Annotated in this window: 8 protein-coding genes; 7 read left to right on the forward strand and 1 reads right to left on the reverse strand. The window is 65.1% G+C overall.

The features are described from left to right. Nucleotides 1-91 precede the first annotated feature (91 nt). Complete coding sequence (locus ACNQS7_RS30785; RefSeq protein ID WP_418015529.1) at nucleotides 92-2,995, forward strand: ATP-binding protein; 2,904 nt, start codon at nucleotides 92-94, stop codon at nucleotides 2,993-2,995. 3 nt (nucleotides 2,996-2,998) lie between these two features. Here the strand turns inward: ACNQS7_RS30785 and ACNQS7_RS30790 are convergent, their stop codons facing one another. After that, nucleotides 2,999-3,268 carry a DUF4242 domain-containing protein gene (locus ACNQS7_RS30790; RefSeq protein WP_055581925.1) on the reverse strand — a complete coding sequence of 90 codons (270 nt, stop codon included), beginning with the start codon at nucleotides 3,266-3,268 and terminating at the stop codon, nucleotides 2,999-3,001. A gap of 105 nt (nucleotides 3,269-3,373) precedes the next feature. Between ACNQS7_RS30790 and ACNQS7_RS30795 the strand changes: the two genes are divergently transcribed. The 6 genes from ACNQS7_RS30795 (at nucleotide 3,374) to ACNQS7_RS30820 (ending at nucleotide 15,028) form a co-directional block, all read left to right on the forward strand. Continuing rightward, entirely contained in the window at nucleotides 3,374-4,282 is a 909-nt protein-coding gene (locus ACNQS7_RS30795) for a TPM domain-containing protein (protein WP_418015530.1), read from the forward strand. Between the two features lie 199 nt (nucleotides 4,283-4,481). After that, a complete protein-coding gene (locus tag ACNQS7_RS30800) occupies nucleotides 4,482-5,768 on the forward strand; it encodes a cation:proton antiporter (protein ID WP_418015531.1) in 1,287 nt (428 codons plus the stop codon). Between the two features lie 128 nt (nucleotides 5,769-5,896). After that, nucleotides 5,897-7,666, forward strand: coding sequence for an NAD(P)/FAD-dependent oxidoreductase (locus ACNQS7_RS30805; RefSeq protein ID WP_418015532.1), 1,770 nt, complete (start codon nucleotides 5,897-5,899; stop codon nucleotides 7,664-7,666). Nucleotides 7,667-7,785: 119 nt separating this feature from the next. After that, nucleotides 7,786-13,317: a type I polyketide synthase gene (locus tag ACNQS7_RS30810; protein ID WP_418015533.1), complete on the forward strand. Its 5,532-nt coding sequence runs from the start codon at nucleotides 7,786-7,788 to the stop codon at nucleotides 13,315-13,317. Then, nucleotides 13,314-14,171, forward strand: a complete 858-nt coding sequence (locus ACNQS7_RS30815) for an ABC transporter ATP-binding protein (protein ID WP_418015534.1) — start codon at nucleotides 13,314-13,316, stop codon at nucleotides 14,169-14,171. The genes ACNQS7_RS30810 and ACNQS7_RS30815 overlap by 4 nt, the downstream gene beginning before the upstream one ends. Continuing rightward, nucleotides 14,171-15,028: an ABC transporter permease gene (locus ACNQS7_RS30820; RefSeq protein WP_418015535.1), complete on the forward strand. Its 858-nt coding sequence runs from the start codon at nucleotides 14,171-14,173 to the stop codon at nucleotides 15,026-15,028. The genes ACNQS7_RS30815 and ACNQS7_RS30820 overlap by 1 nt, the downstream gene beginning before the upstream one ends. Nucleotides 15,029-15,131 lie beyond the last annotated feature (103 nt).

The raw sequence follows: 15,131 nt of genomic DNA on the forward strand, positions 1-15,131 counted from the left end.
TCATGACCACAACGAAGCATTTCGTTTGCCGTCCAGCAATGGTCATATCTGACTATCGACGGGGCGACCGCGGTGCCGTTACCTTGGGCAGATGGCGCAGTGGGTGCCGCCACCGCTTCCGGCCGAAGTCGTCGTACGTCGCCGTGGGTCTTTCGTGGGCCGCGCCGGTGAACTGGCCGCGCTGGAGCAGGCCTGGGAGTTGGTCGAAAAGGGTGACCGCCAGGCGATTTTCGTGGGCGGGGAACCGGGTGCAGGCAAGTCACGTCTGGTCGCCGCCATAGCCGGATCCCTGGCCGATCACGGAGTCGCGGTCCTGATGGGCAGTTGCACCGCCGATGCCGGCGTTCCGTACGAACCGTTCGTTGAGGCGCTCGATCGGCTGCTGTCGTCAAATCCTCCCGGAGCATTAGCCGAAACGCTGGCCGAGGCGGGACCGCAGCTGAGCCGGTTGTCGTCTCATGTGCAGCGGCACAGTGCGAACACGGCCGTCGCCGAACATGCAGGCACCGGCCGGCGGGTGCTGCTCGATGCGCTGACCGGATTCCTTCGCCGGTTGACCAGAGACCGCCCGATCGCGCTGGTGCTCGAAGACCTGCACTGGGCGCAGCTCCCGACGCTGGCGATGTTGGAGCATGTGCTGGCCGGCTGCGCCGACGTTCGCATGCTGGTGGTGGCGACGTTTCGCACCACAGCACCGGACCGCTCCGACGAACTGGTCAACCGGATGGCCGAAATGCACCGCTTCGACGGCGTGCGACGACTGGACCTGGACGGCCTCGACACCGACGCGATCGCTGAATTCGTCTGCAGCACCCAGCGATTGGCCCGCTCGGAGCTGCGGACCGCGGCGGCTCTGTTGCGCGACAAAACCGGTGGCAACCCGTTCTTTCTGACCGAATTGTGCAAAGATCTGGAGCGGCGCGGCGGGGTGGCCGCACTGAGCTCGCACCGATCCGTTCCCAGCTCGATCGGTGACGCCATCGCCGGCCGGCTGGCCGGTCTGGGAGCCAGTGTGCGGGAGATCGTCGAACAGGCCGCGGTGCTCGGTGAGACGTTCGACCTGCCCGCGCTCATCGCCGGCAGCGAGGCCGATCTGGCGGTGACGCTGGCAGCTGTCGATTCGGCCGAGGGCGTCGGCCTGATCAGGGCGGTGCAGGGATCCGACGTCGACTTCTCATTCGTGCATGCGCTGACCCGAGAGGCCGTGGTCGCCAGGATGCCGGCGTCGCGGCTGCGAATACTGCATGCCCGAGCGGCGAAGGCCCTGGAGGGGCGGGCCGATCCCTCGGTCATCCCGCGCCTGGCCAATCATTATCTGTTGGCCCACGTGCTCGGTTACCACGAACAGGCCCTGCGGTACGCGCAGGAGGCGGCCCGGATCGCCGAGCACAGCCTGGCCTATGAGGACGCGGCGTCTTGGTACGAGCGGGCCGCATCGCTACCAGAGCTCAGCCGCGCGGAGCGGGCCGGGATGCAGCTCCGTTCCGCTGCGAATCACGTTCGCGCCGGGGACTTCGCGCGAGCTCGCGGCATGTACGAGGACATCAGTGCTTCCGATGACCCGCTGGTGCGCCTGCAGGCGGCCATCGGCTACGAAGACGCCAATTGGCGTCCCGGGCTGGCAGATTCGAAGGCCGCCGACCTGCTGGCCGCGGCCCTGGAGACGTGCGGTCTGGACGCCGCTGACTCGCGTTATGTGCGGGCGCTGGGCAGTTTCGGCCGGGCACTGGCGTTCGCCGGTGAGACGGCGCGTGCCAGGGACGTCAGCGGCCTGGCCATCGACCGGGCGCGGGCGGGCGAAGACCCGGCGGTGCTCGTGCATGCTCTGGAGACAAGTCTGTGGCACGGTCTGACGCCGGATATGTGTGAGCACCAACTGGATCGGTCCACCGAGCTGTCGCGGGTGGCGCTCGCCCGGCGGGACTACGAGGCCCTGGGCTCTGCGTCACACTTCCGGGCGCTGGCCAGTTATCAAGCGGGACGGCCGGACGACCTTTCGGCGGCCACGGGGGACATGGAGCGCGCCGGCCTGACCTCCGGGCAACCCTTCTTCAGCTTCGTCGGCGCCTGCGCCCAGGGCGGGATGGCCTACCTGCGTGGCGATTTCGAGGACGCCGAGCGATGGGCGGAGATCGCCGTGCGCACCGGGGGACTGCTCGGCAGCGACACCACGGAAGGCTCTTACGGAGTCCAGATGTTCATGATCCGGCGCGAGACCGGTGCCCTCAGGAGATTCAGCGCATTCGTAGACGGCAGTGAGACTTTCGCTGGCCGCTGGTTGCCCGGGCTGCTGGCGCTCTATACCGAATTGGACTGCGAGCGCGGCATGAACCGCGCCCTGAATCAGCTACTCGGCCGCAACCTCGGGGAGCGGACCGAGGCGGCGCGGTGGCCGATGGAACTGATCTTCATGCTGGAAGCGGCGCTGGCGCTGGGCAACCGGGAAGCGGTTTATGCGCTGCGCCCGTTCGTCACACGCTACGAAGGCAAGAATGTCATGGCGGGCCAGTTCGTCGCGTTGTTCGGGAGCGCGGACCGCTACCTGGCCCGCATCGCGGCTCTCAATGGCGAAACCGACACTGCCGAAGCATATTTCACCTCGGCCCTGGAGATGGACCGGCGGATGGGCTCGGTGGTGCACGTCGCTGAGACGCTCGCCAGACGGGCTCTGTTCGCGCTCGCGCTCGGCAGTACCGAGCGGGCCCTGCAGTGGGCCGGGGAGGCTCGCGCCGTCGCCGCGCCGATCGGCCAGACTCGCGTCTTGAACCTCCTGGACCCAGTGATGACCGCCAACGGGCCGGACGGCCTGACGGAGCGAGAAGTCGAGGTGTTGCGGCTGCTGGCCGAGGGACTGAGCAACCGGGCGATCGGTGAACGTCTCTACATCAGCTCGAACACGGCCGCCAACCATGTGCGCAGCATCCTGCTCAAGACAGGCGCCGCCAACCGCACGCAGGCCGCCATGTACGCCGCCGATCACGAATTGCTGGGATAGCGATCAGATCTCAGCCATTCCTCCGGTCGGTAGGACCCGGCCCGAGACTTCGACGATCACATCCGCCGGAAGGCCGGCCCGCACCGCCGCGGACCTGATCGCCTCGGGCGTCGGTGCCTCGTAGAGGCAGTACGTCTTGCGCTTGTCGGCCGACAGAAAGGAGTACAGCCAGCGAACGCCCTCCTGGTCGTTGATCCGCGCGATCCCGTCGGCCGGTACCAGGCTGGGCTCCAGCTCTTCGGCGTAATTTCGTTCGACCATGAATATCGGCATTGCGGTCTCCTTCGCGCATGGCGGTCGAACCCCCCGCCACGGCTCCGATGAAACCGAAGCCGTGCTTTCTCAAGATAGCCGCTCGCGGCGGGCTACATTACCCGCATGCGCATTGTTCGCCTGTTCGGAGTGGTCCTGTCGGTCCTCGCGGCGAGCTTGCTGCTGGCGACCCCCTCGGGCGCGCAGCCGCCGTCCAAGCTCACCGATCACATCACCGACACCACCGGAGCGCTGACGAATTCCGATCGGGCGGCGGTCAGTTCGGCTCTCGATCGGCTTTACCGCGACAAGCACATTCAACTGTGGGTGGTCTACGTCGACAATTTTTCCCGATTCAAACCGGAAAACTGGGCCGACCGGACCCGCGAGGCGACCGGTATGGGCGGCAATGACGCGTTGCTGGCCGTGGCGACCAACACCAAGCTGTACGTGTTCAGCGCGCCGGGGGTCGCGGCAGGCGAGTTGAGCAGTCTGCAGAACACGCAGATCGGGCCCGCGGTGAGCGCCAAGAACTGGAGCGGCGCCGCGGTCGCCGCGGCCGATGGGCTGAACAACACGGTGACCTCATCCCAGGCTCCGCCGAAACGGATCTGGCCGCTGGTTGCCGTCGGCGTCGGCGTGGTCGTGCTGGTGGTGCTGCTTCTCCTGCTCTACCGCAGGCATCGCCGGCGGCGTGCCGGGCGGGGGATCGAAGCCGGCAGTGGTCAAGTGAACATCGAGGGACCCGTCAATTCGGCGGGTCCGGCGCTGTCGACCGCGGACGCCCGATTGCGTCAGATCTCCGATTACGCCGCCAAACACCGTCAGCACATCGGGGCCGACGCCAAGGCGCGGTTCGAAGATGCGAAACGGCACCTGGCCACGGCGCACGCCAAGGCGGCAACCAACGAGCGCGAAGCGGTTGCCCATGCCAACCAGGCATCGATTCTGGCCGCCCAGGCGCAGACGCTGGCCAACTCCGATGTGCTGGCTGCGCACCGGACCCGTGGACCCCGCGGCTCCGCATCCCGGTAGAGAGCGGCGGGGCCGCCGCACCCCCGCCGGCGCGCCACCGAGGCGCGCAGCGTGACCGCTTACCGTAGCCTCAAGCGAGACGGCCCTACCCCGAAGAGCCGCACACCCGACTGAGCCTGGCTACGATCGTCGAAATAAGCACCTGGACACCGACATCCGCCTCGGCAGCCTGTCCACCGTGAAACCGAGGACCTGATTGATGCCCGCAGCAACCGCAGTTCATTTCTTCCTCGAACTCGCCGTCATCCTCGGTACGTGCCGGGTGGTGGGGCTGCTGGCAAGACGCGTCGGGCAACCACAAGTGGTCGGCGAAATGATCGCGGGTGTCCTACTCGGGCCGTCGCTGCTGGGAAAATTCGCTCCGGGAATACAACACCACCTGTTTCCTTCAGGGCAGGCGAATACCGTGCTGTACACCCTGGCGCAAATCGGTCTGGTGCTTTACATGTTCCTTATCGGCCTCAATTTCGATGTCAACCTGATCAAACACCGAGCGGGCACCGCGGTCGCCGTCTCTGCTGCCGGGATTCTCACACCGCTGGCTCTGGGCGCGGCCCTCGCTATGCCCTTGCTGGCGCAGGGAATCTATTTCGACAAAAGCGTCACCCTCGTCATGGCGATGATGTTCCTGGGCGCGTCGATCGCAACCACCGCTTTTCCCATGCTGGCCCGGATTATTTTCGAACAACGGCTGTCCGGCACGCCGTTGGGCACGCTCGCCTTGGCGTGTGGCGCGGCTGACGATGCTCTCTCCTGGTGCATCCTGGCGATAGTCCTTGCCGTTCACCGCGGTAATCCCGCCCTGGCCGCCACCGCGATAATCGGCGGCATTCTTTACAGCGTGCTTCTGCTCACTGCGGGGCGGCGGGCATTCAAGGTATTGGGCACGATTTCCGAACGGCGCAACACGATCACCGCACCTGTGCTGAGCACGGTCCTCATTCTGCTCATGACGTGCGCCTGGTTCACCGACACCATCGGTATCTACGCGATATTCGGCGGGTTCATCCTCGGCGTGGCAATGCCGTCGGGTTTTTTCGCCCGAGAACTCACCGCCCGACTCGACCCACTGGTGACCACCTTCCTGTTGCCGCTGTTCTTCGTCTATTCGGGACTGAACACGCAGATCGGCTTGTTGAACAGTCCCATGCTGTGGGCGGTGACATTGGGGATTCTGATCGTGTCGATCCTGGGCAAAGGTGTCGCGTGCACGGTTGCGGCGCGTCTGAATAAGGTTCCTTTTCGCGAATCCGTAGCGCTGGGTTCGTTGATGAACGCCCGCGGATTGATCGAACTCATCCTGCTGAACATCGGACTTCAAGCCGGCATCATCACTCCGACGCTGTTCACCATTCTGGTCCTGGTCGCCATTGTCACCACCCTGATGGCCACACCGATATTCGAGTTTGTTTACGGTCGCCACCGAGTCGATGAACCCAGCGAGTTGCCCCAGCCCGCGACCGTGCCCGCCGACGGCTCCGCCTAGATCAGGTCTGATGGAGGTCGGTTTGCGGCCGCCCGGTGCCGCGACTGCGCGGCGAACCTGACCTGCATTTCGTGTAACCTACTTAACTATTAACTAACTTCGCCAAACGCACTTGCGAAGGGGGACGAGTGGACGTGCGAGCGCAGCTGTCGCATCTGAGCGCGGAGGCACGGGAGGCCCTCGCGCAAAAAATAAAAAGCCAGCTCTCCTGTGGTGAGCCCACCGCAGCGGACTACGACGTCGCGATCGTGGGGGGCGGCATCGCGGCGCTTACGCTGGCTCTGGAACTCCACCGGGCCAGGCCGCAAACCAGAGTGCTCATCATCGAAGCCAACGCGCATCCGGCTCCGGAGATCACCCACACGGTCGGTGAGTCCACGGTGGAGATTTCCGCGCAGTACCTGCGGGACCGCCTCGGACTGGCCGACCATCTCAACACCGCACAGATTCGCAAGATGGGTCTGCGCATGTTCTTCACGCACAACGGAAACGCCGATATCGCTCAGCGAATGGAACTCGGCAGTTCCTCGTTCACGCATCAGGTCACCTACCAAATCGATCGCGGCAGGCTGGAAAACGAGCTCAACCGACGCTGCGTGTCCGCCGGCATCACTGTTATCACAGGCCGGGTTCGATCCGTTGAATTGGGTTACGGAAGCCGTTCTCACACCATTTCCATCCAGAATGGCGACACCATCACCCACAAGACCGCTCGTTGGGTCGCTGACGCGTCGGGGCGAAATCGGGCATTGCCCCGGCAACTGGAGCTGAGGCGGCCCAACGAGCACAACTGCAACGCCGTGTGGCTGCGAGTCGCGGCGGAGATCGATATCGGTAAGTGGAGCGACGACCCGAGTTGGCAGGCGCGGCTGATCGAAGGCGACCGGGCCATGTCGACCAATCATCTGATGGGGGAGGGCTACTGGGTCTGGCTCATCCGATTGGCATCCGGAGCCACCAGCGTCGGCATTGTGGCAGACCCGGCATTTCATGCATTCAACGATTTCAATACGCTTGCCAAGGCCAAATCATGGTTGCGTGAGCACGAGCCGCAATGTGCCGCGGTGCTGGCCGATATCGATCACTTGATCAAAGACTTCAGAGTGATGAAGAACTACAGTCACGGTGCCAGCCAGGTATATGACGGACGCGACCGGTGGTGCGTAACCGGAGACTCGGGAATCTTCCTGGATCCGCTGTATTCATCCGGACTGGACCTTGTTGCAATCGGCAACGGTCTCATCACCGACATGATTGTCCGTGAACTCGACGGCGAAGATGTCGTCGGAAGGGCCGGAATCAGCGATTCGTTGTTTCGGTCCCTCACCGAGATGTGGCTGGCTATTTACTGCGACCAGTACATCCTGATGGGCTCACCTGCCGTCATGGCCGCGAAGGTGATCTGGGATATTGCCTTCTACTGGGGATTTTTGGGTCTTCTCTACAGCAACGACCGATTCGTCAGTGTCGCTGACGACCCCGGCGTAGTGCCCTATTTGGAGGGACTGATCGCGCTCAGCAACCGGATGCAACAATTCTTCCGGGAATGGGCCGCAATCGAGGGCGCGCGTCCCGCCGGGGGCTTCGTCGATCTCTATGCCCCGCTGAACTTCATGGTCACGCTGCACAAGGCGATGATGGGACGGGCTGCGGACTTCACCGCCCGGTTTGACGCGAACGCGCTGTTGCTGCGCCAGATAGCGGGCCAGTTGGTCGAGACAGTAATTGCGGAAAAGTGCGAAAGGTTTTCCGATGACGATGCCATGCGGCAGGTCCAAGCGTGGCAACGAGATTCGCTCTTGCGTGAACTCCGCTCCATCTATCGCCGCGAGCAGGCTACCAATCCGATCAGTCACGAGTGGATCGTCAGCAGCGCACCTGCATTCGAATTCAGTTAGCCCGAAGAAGATTCACGCATCACGCGGTCGCGCCGCGCACTGCCGCTGAATCACCGAACAAGCTCCTGGCAGCGGTTCAGCGGTACTCGCGAACTTCTCGTCAGCGGGAAAGGATGAACATGCGCGCCGAGCACGGCACTCGAAAACCCTTGGCGATAGTAGGAATCGGGTGCCGCTTCCCAGGTGGCGCAGACAGCCCGGACGATTTCTGGAACTTGCTGTGCAGCGGAACGGATGCCACGCGCGTCGTCCCGGAGACGCGATGGAACGCCGCGAAGTACTACGACCCGAACCCGGCGAAGGTCGGCAAGATGGTCACCCGCCGGGGTGGGTTCCTCAGCGAGATTGACAAGTTCGACCCACAGTTCTTCGGCATCTCGCCGCGCGAGGCGAACCTGCTCGACCCGCAGCAGCGACTGATGCTGCAGGCCACCTGGGAGGCGCTGGAGGACGGCGGCCTGCCCGCCGACAAGTTGGCGGGTACGGACGTCGGTGTGTTCATCGGCGGCTTCACCCTGGACTACCAGCTTCTGCAGAATCAGGGCCGCACCAGTCGCTACCGTTTCAAGACCCATTCCGCCACCGGGATGATGATGACGATGCTGGCCAACCGGATCTCCTACACCTTCGACTTCCGCGGGCCGAGCATGACGGTGGACACCGCCTGTTCGAGCTCACTCGTCGCGGTACACCTTGCGGCTCAAAGCATCTGGAACGGCGAGTGCGACCTCGCGCTGGCCGGCGGCGTGAACATCATGGTCGGCCCCAACACGGCTATCGCCGAGTCCAAGAGCGGGTTCCTCAGTCCGGACGGCCGCTGTAAGGCGTTTGACGAGTCCGCTGACGGTTACGCACGCGGAGAAGGCGGCGCCGTAGTCGTCATCAAACCCCTCGAGCAGGCACTGCGCGACGGCGACGAGATATACGCCCAGATCCTCGGCACAGCGGTGTCGCAGGACGGCCACACCGACGGCATCACCGTCCCCAGCGAGGAGGCGCAACAGTCCGCGATCACCACCGCGCTGCAGCGCGCGGGCGTCCGTCCCGGCGAGATCGGCTACGTGGAGGCGCACGGCACCGGAACACCCGTCGGTGACCCGGTCGAGATGCGGGCGCTCGCCAACGCGCTCGCCGCGGACCGTCCGGCGACCGAGCCACTGCTGATCGGATCAGTCAAGACCAACATCGGCCACCTCGAAGCCGGCGCCGGCGTCGCCGGTCTGATCAAGACGGCGCTGGTGCTCAAATACGGGCACATCCCGGCGAACCTGCATCTGAAGAATCCCAGTGGGTCAATCCCGTTGGCAGAGCTGAAGATCGACATCCCCCGCAGCGGCCGGGAGTTTCCGGCGAGCCCGCGGCGGCTGGCGGGGGTCAACTCTTTCGGCTTCGGCGGCACGAACGCTCACGTCGTGCTGGCGCAGCCGCCCGCCCCGAGCGTGGCCCCCGACCAAGCTCAGCGCCTACCGCTGGCTGTGCTGCCCATCTCGGCGCGCAACGAAGAAGCCTTGCTGGCGACCGCGGATAATCTGGCACGGCACCTGCGCGCCCATCCCGAGTTGACGCTTCCGGATCTCGGTTACACCCTCGGCCAACGCCGCTCGCATCTGAACTATCGCCGTGCGCTGGTGGCGAGCAGCGTCGCCGACGCCCGGGACCAACTTCAGGCGCTGGCCGACGGGGGACAGATCGCCGCGAACCGCACCCACCCGACCACGCCGAAACTGGCTTTCGTCTGCACCGGCATGGGTCCGCAGTGGTGGAAGATGTGCCGGGGACTGCTCGACGTCTATCCCGCCTTCACCGAGAGCATCAAGCGCAGCGACCGCGAACTGTCGCGCTACGCGGACTGGTCTTTGCTCGAGGAACTTCGCCGCGACGAGGCGAGCTCCCGGATGGCCGAAACCGCGATCGCGCAGCCGGCCAACTTCGCCGTCCAGGTAGCCCTGGCCGCTCAACTCGCGCAGTGGGGGATTACACCCGACGCGGTGATCGGACACAGCGCCGGCGAAGTGGCGGCGCACCACCTGGCCGGACTGCTGACCTTCGAGCGGGCCATTGAGGTGATCTACCACCGCAGTCGTCTTCAACAGCGCACCAGCGGACTCGGCCGCATGCTGGCGGTCGGCCTCGGCGCCGACCTGCTGCTGCAGACGCTCGACGACAAAGCGCGCGATGAGATCGGGCGGCGGGTGTCCATCGCAGCGATCAACAGTCCGTCGGCGGTGACCATCGCCGGCGACAGCGACGTCCTGGACGACATCGCCGGCCAGCTGGAGGATGCCGAAGTCTTCAACAGGTTCCTCAACGTCCAGGTCCCGTACCACACCCACTACATGGACGCGGTGAAAGACGACCTCTGTAGCGCCCTGCAGGGGTTGTCCTCGGACCTGGGGACGGTCCCGCTGTACTCGACGGTGACCGGCGAGCTGCTGGACAGCTATGCGGCCGGCGCCGCCTACTGGTGGCAGAACACCCGCGCCACAGTCCTTTTCGAACCGGCAGCCCGCCGCATGCTCGAAGACGGATACACCCACTTCGTCGAGCTGGGTCCGCATCCGGTGCTGGCGTCGTCGATCATCGAGATCGCCGGCAGCCAGAACACCGACATCGTCGTCATGGCCGCGCAGCGCCGCGACGACGACGATTCGCGCACACTGATGAATTGTGTTGGCGCGCTGCACTGTCACGGCCACCCGATCGCATGGGATGCGCTGTACCCGCGCGACCGGTCCCGCCTGGTGAAGCTGCCCAACTATCCGTGGCAGTCCAAGCGCTTCTGGAACGAAACCCAGGAAGCGGTGGAGGATCTGCACTACAACCCGGTTCACCCCCTGCTGGGGCAACCGGTGAGCGCCGTGCACCCCACCTGGGAAGTCGAGTTGAGCACCACCATCGCGCCCTTCCTCGCCGACCATCAGGTGCAGGGCAGCACGATTGTGCCTGGCGCGGTGTTCATCGAAATGGCGCTGGCGGCAGGCAGAGAAACCTACGGATCCACCGACCAACGGGTGGACAACCTGGTGCTCAAACGCGCCCTCATCCTCGACGAGACGTGCGATCCGGTGCTCCGGACCACGCTCAACCAGGACACCGGCGCCCTGGAATTCGCCGCGTTCACCGCAACCGCCGACGGCGAGCTGAAGTGGACGATCACCGCGACCGCCGAACTGAGCACCCGGTCCAGGTCGTCCCGACCCGACGGCCCCGACACCCACCACGACGGTGAACTCGTCACCACACTCAGCGGCGACGAGTTCTACGACCGCACCCGTGCCATCGGGTTCGCCTACGGCGAGGCGTTTCAGACCGTCGCCAAGCTCACCTCCGGGGACGGCTGGGCGGCCGCTCAGATCGCCGTCCCGGCACCGATCGCCGGCGAACTCGATCACTACCGATTCCACCCGGCGCTCATCGACGGCGCCTTCCAGACATTGTTCGGCGCCGACATCGCCGGACAGGACTCCGACGAGAGTCCGTACCTTCCCACCCGAATCCGGCACAGCGCCATCTACGGTCCGCCCCGGCAGAACATGACCGCTCACGTTCGCGTCGTGTCGGCGACCAGGGAACAGATCGAGAGTGACATCACGATCACCGACGATCTCGGAGAGTTGCTCGCGGTCTTCACCGGCTTCACGGTGGAATCCCTGAGTGCCTCGTCCCGCATGTCGCCCGAACGCATCGACAAGGGCCTCTACGAAATCGCCTGGGTGGCAAGCGAAGAAGATCATCAGCAGGACGCAGCCGAGGATCGCGCCTGGTTGGTCCTGGTCGACGATTCCGGCATCGGCACCGCGGTTGTGGAGGAGTTGCGGCGCCGCGGCCAACGTGTCCGGGCGGCCGCACACCGACCCGTCGCCGCGCTGACGGAAGACGACGGGGGGTACGCCGCCGACCCTCATCGGCCCGAGCAGCTACGCCAGTTGCTCACCACCCATCTCGAACGAGAAGGTGATCTGGCCGGGGTGATCGACTGCTGGCCGCTGGATATCGCCGGGGAATCCGAAAAAGACTACGGGATAGGCGTTCTCGCGGTCCTGCACCTCGTCAAGGCCCTGGCGGAGCACGACTCCGCCCGAACCCGCCTGTACCTGATCACCGGTAACGCGCAACCGGCACCCGGCACCACAACACTGGCCATCGACCAGGCCCCCCTCTGGGGGCTCGGCCGGGTCATCGGGCACCAGGAGGTTTCCAACCACTGGGGCGGGCTGATCGACATCGACGAGGCCGACGACCACGAACAACAGGCCGTCCGGATCTGCGGGCACGTACTCGGCGACGCAGCCGAGGACCAGATCGCGATACGCGGCGACACCACGTATGTACCGCGGCTTCGGCTGTGCAGCGGCCTGACCAAACCATTCCCCACCAAGCTCACCAGCGACGCGACCTACGTCGTCACCGGCGGTGCCGGTGCGCTCGGCCGCACCGTGGCCGGCTATCTCGCCGAACGCGGAGCGCGACACATCGCGTTGCTGAGCCGCAGCCCAATCCCGCCGCGGGAGCAATGGCCGATGCTGGGCGAGGACAGCGCGCACTACGCGACCATCAGCACCATCCGCAAGGTGGAACGCCTTGGCGCCCAAGTGATCACCGCCAGCGTCGACATCACCGACGCCGACCAGGTGGAGTCGTGGTTGAGTGACCACACCCGGGCCGGGGGCCGACCGGTCCGCGGCATCATCCACGCCGCCGGATCCGTCGACGACCAGCTCCTGGTGAACATGAGCGAAACCGATTTCACCACCGTGCTGGCTCCCAAGATCACCGGTACCCGAGTGCTGCACAAGGTATTTCACGATCTGGAGTTTTTCGTCATGTTCGGCTCCGCGGGGTCGGTCATCGCCTCGCCGGGTCAGGGCAACTACGCCGCCGCGAACGCGTTCCTCGACGCCTTCGCGCACTACCGGCAGGCCCAGGGGCTGCCCGCGCTCACCATCGGGTGGGGTCCCTGGTCGGTAGGCATGGTCGAAGAGCTCAAGCTGGAAAAGGTCTACGCGCAGCGGGGTATCGAGCTGATCACACCCGCGGCGGGAGCCCGGATCCTCGATCGCCTGATCAATCAGCGCGCGCCTGACGTCGTCGCCATCAGCGCCGACTGGAGGCGGGCCCGCAGCATCGGGCTCGGCGGCCAACTGCCGCCGATGTTCTCGGAACTCGGCACGGCCGAGACCGCGGCGGACCCCGGCGATTCAGAATCCTCCGTACTCGAGTTCCTCGCGGCGATTCCGGAAGCCGAGCGACTCGACGCGCTGGCCGCCCAGGTCCGCCAGATCGCTTCGGCGGTATTCGATCTTGCGGTCACCGACATCGGCACCGACGACACCCTCAACGACATCGGCCTGGACTCGATGATGGCCATGGATTTCCGGGTGCGGGTCAACTCCATGTTCGCGATCGATTTGCCGGTGCTCGAACTGCTCAGAGGCGTCAGCGTCAACTCACTGGCCGCTCGCATCCTCGCCGAGCTGGCGCTACCCGGTGCCGAGGCGGCCGCGGTCGACGACCGACCAGCGGAACCAGCCGCAGCCGAGGACGACGTCGACCGACTTCTCGAACAGCTTTCCGAGGCCGAACTGCGCCAGCTGCTGGCCGAGCTCGAAGGCCAACCCACCGGTCAGGAGCCCGCCGGGGGGCCCGCGTGAGCGCTGCACCGTGCGAGCCGGCCTGTGCGGTGCACGTCCGCGGTCTGTCCAAGGCCTACGGGCAGATCCACGCGGTCCGCGACCTGGACCTCGACGTCGGATACGGCGAGATCTTCGCAATCCTCGGGCCCAACGGCGCGGGCAAGTCGACCACCATCGAGATCCTCGAAGGCCACCGTAAACGCGATTCCGGCGAGGTTCGGGTACTGGGCGAAGATCCGGGCAGCGCGGGCAGGTCCTGGCGCGCGAAGATCGGCATCGTGCTGCAGGAGGCCAGCGACTTCGGCATGCTCACCGTGTCCGAAACCATGCATATGTTCGCGAAATGCTATGGGACTGCTCGTGTTCCGCAGGAGGTGCTCGAACTCGTCGGGCTCGGCTCGGTGTCGGCTTCAAAGGTGCGGACCCTGTCCGGCGGGCAGCGCCGCCGGCTCGACGTCGCACTCGGCATCATCGCCATGCCCAAGGTGCTGTTCCTGGACGAACCGACGACCGGATTCGACCCGGAAGCCAGGCGACAGTTCTGGGATCTCATCAGGCTGTTGGCCGCCGATGGCACGACGATCCTGCTCACCACCCACTACCTCGAGGAAGCCGCCACCCTCGCCGACCGCGTGGCCGTCATCGCCGACGGCAGAGTGGTCGCGCTCGACTCACCGGCTAAATTGACCGAGTATGTGAACTCCGCTGCAACGGTTCGCTGGATGGAGGGCGACCGGGTCCACGTCGAGCAGACGGATCATCCGACGGACTTGATCCGGCAGCGGTCCAGGGATGGGGCGGAATTGACTCAGCTGACCGTTACCCGACCCACGCTCGAAGACGCCTACCTGCAACTCATCGGCCACGCGTGATGGCCATCGACCACACGAGAACTACCCGGCCGACGAAACACCGCGCGGCTGCCCCGGATTCAACGCTCCCGTCGCCGCTGCGCATCGGGCTGTCGCGGGTCATCCCCGAGCTGAAGATGTTCTACCGGCGGCCCGAGCAGGTGGCGCTGACGTTCTCGATGCCGGCGGTCATCTGCATCCTGCTGGGTTCGATCTTCTCCGCGAAACTGCCCGACAGCGATACCAGCACCGGCGCGGTGATCGCGGCGAGCATGCTCGCCTACGGCATCCTCTCGACATCGTTCATCAACCTCGGTATCAGCATCGCCGCCGATCGTGACACCGGCGCCTTACGGCGACTTCGGGGGACGCCCACGACCGCGTCCTCGTACTTCATCGGGAAAATTCTGCTGGTCGCCATCGCCAGCCTCGCCGAGGCGGTGGTGCTGCTGTCGGTGGGAGTCTTGATCTTCAAACTGCGGCTACCCACAACGGTATTCGGGTGGTTCACGCTGACCTGGGTGTTCGTCCTGGGCATCGTCAGTTGCTCGTTGCTGGGCATCTTCATCAGCAACTTCGCCAGCAATGCGGTTTCGGCGGCCGTGCTCACCAATGGCCCGGCGGTGGGTTTGCAATTCCTCTCCGGAACCTATGTTCCGTTGATGGTGCTGCCAGCATGGATGTTGACCATCGGCTCCGTCTTCCCGGTGAAATGGATGGCTCAGGGATTCCGATCGGTGCTGTTGCCGCCGAATATGGTGATCTTCGAACCGGCCGGCAGCTGGGAGCACTGGCACACATTCTTCGTCCTGACGGCGTGGAGCGTCGGCGGTCTGATCGCCTGTCTAGCCGTTTTCCGGTGGTCCGACAAGACCTGACGCAACCGTCGGCGCTGCGCAGGCTGCACTCAAGAAAGGGCATTTCGGCCCCCTGAACGAGGTTGACATCTGCGTTCCGCGGCGTCATAAACTAACGAACCGC

The sequence above is a fragment of the Mycobacterium sp. 23 genome, assembly GCF_048287075.1.
Lineage (GTDB): Bacteria > Actinomycetota > Actinomycetes > Mycobacteriales > Mycobacteriaceae > Mycobacterium > Mycobacterium gordonae_B.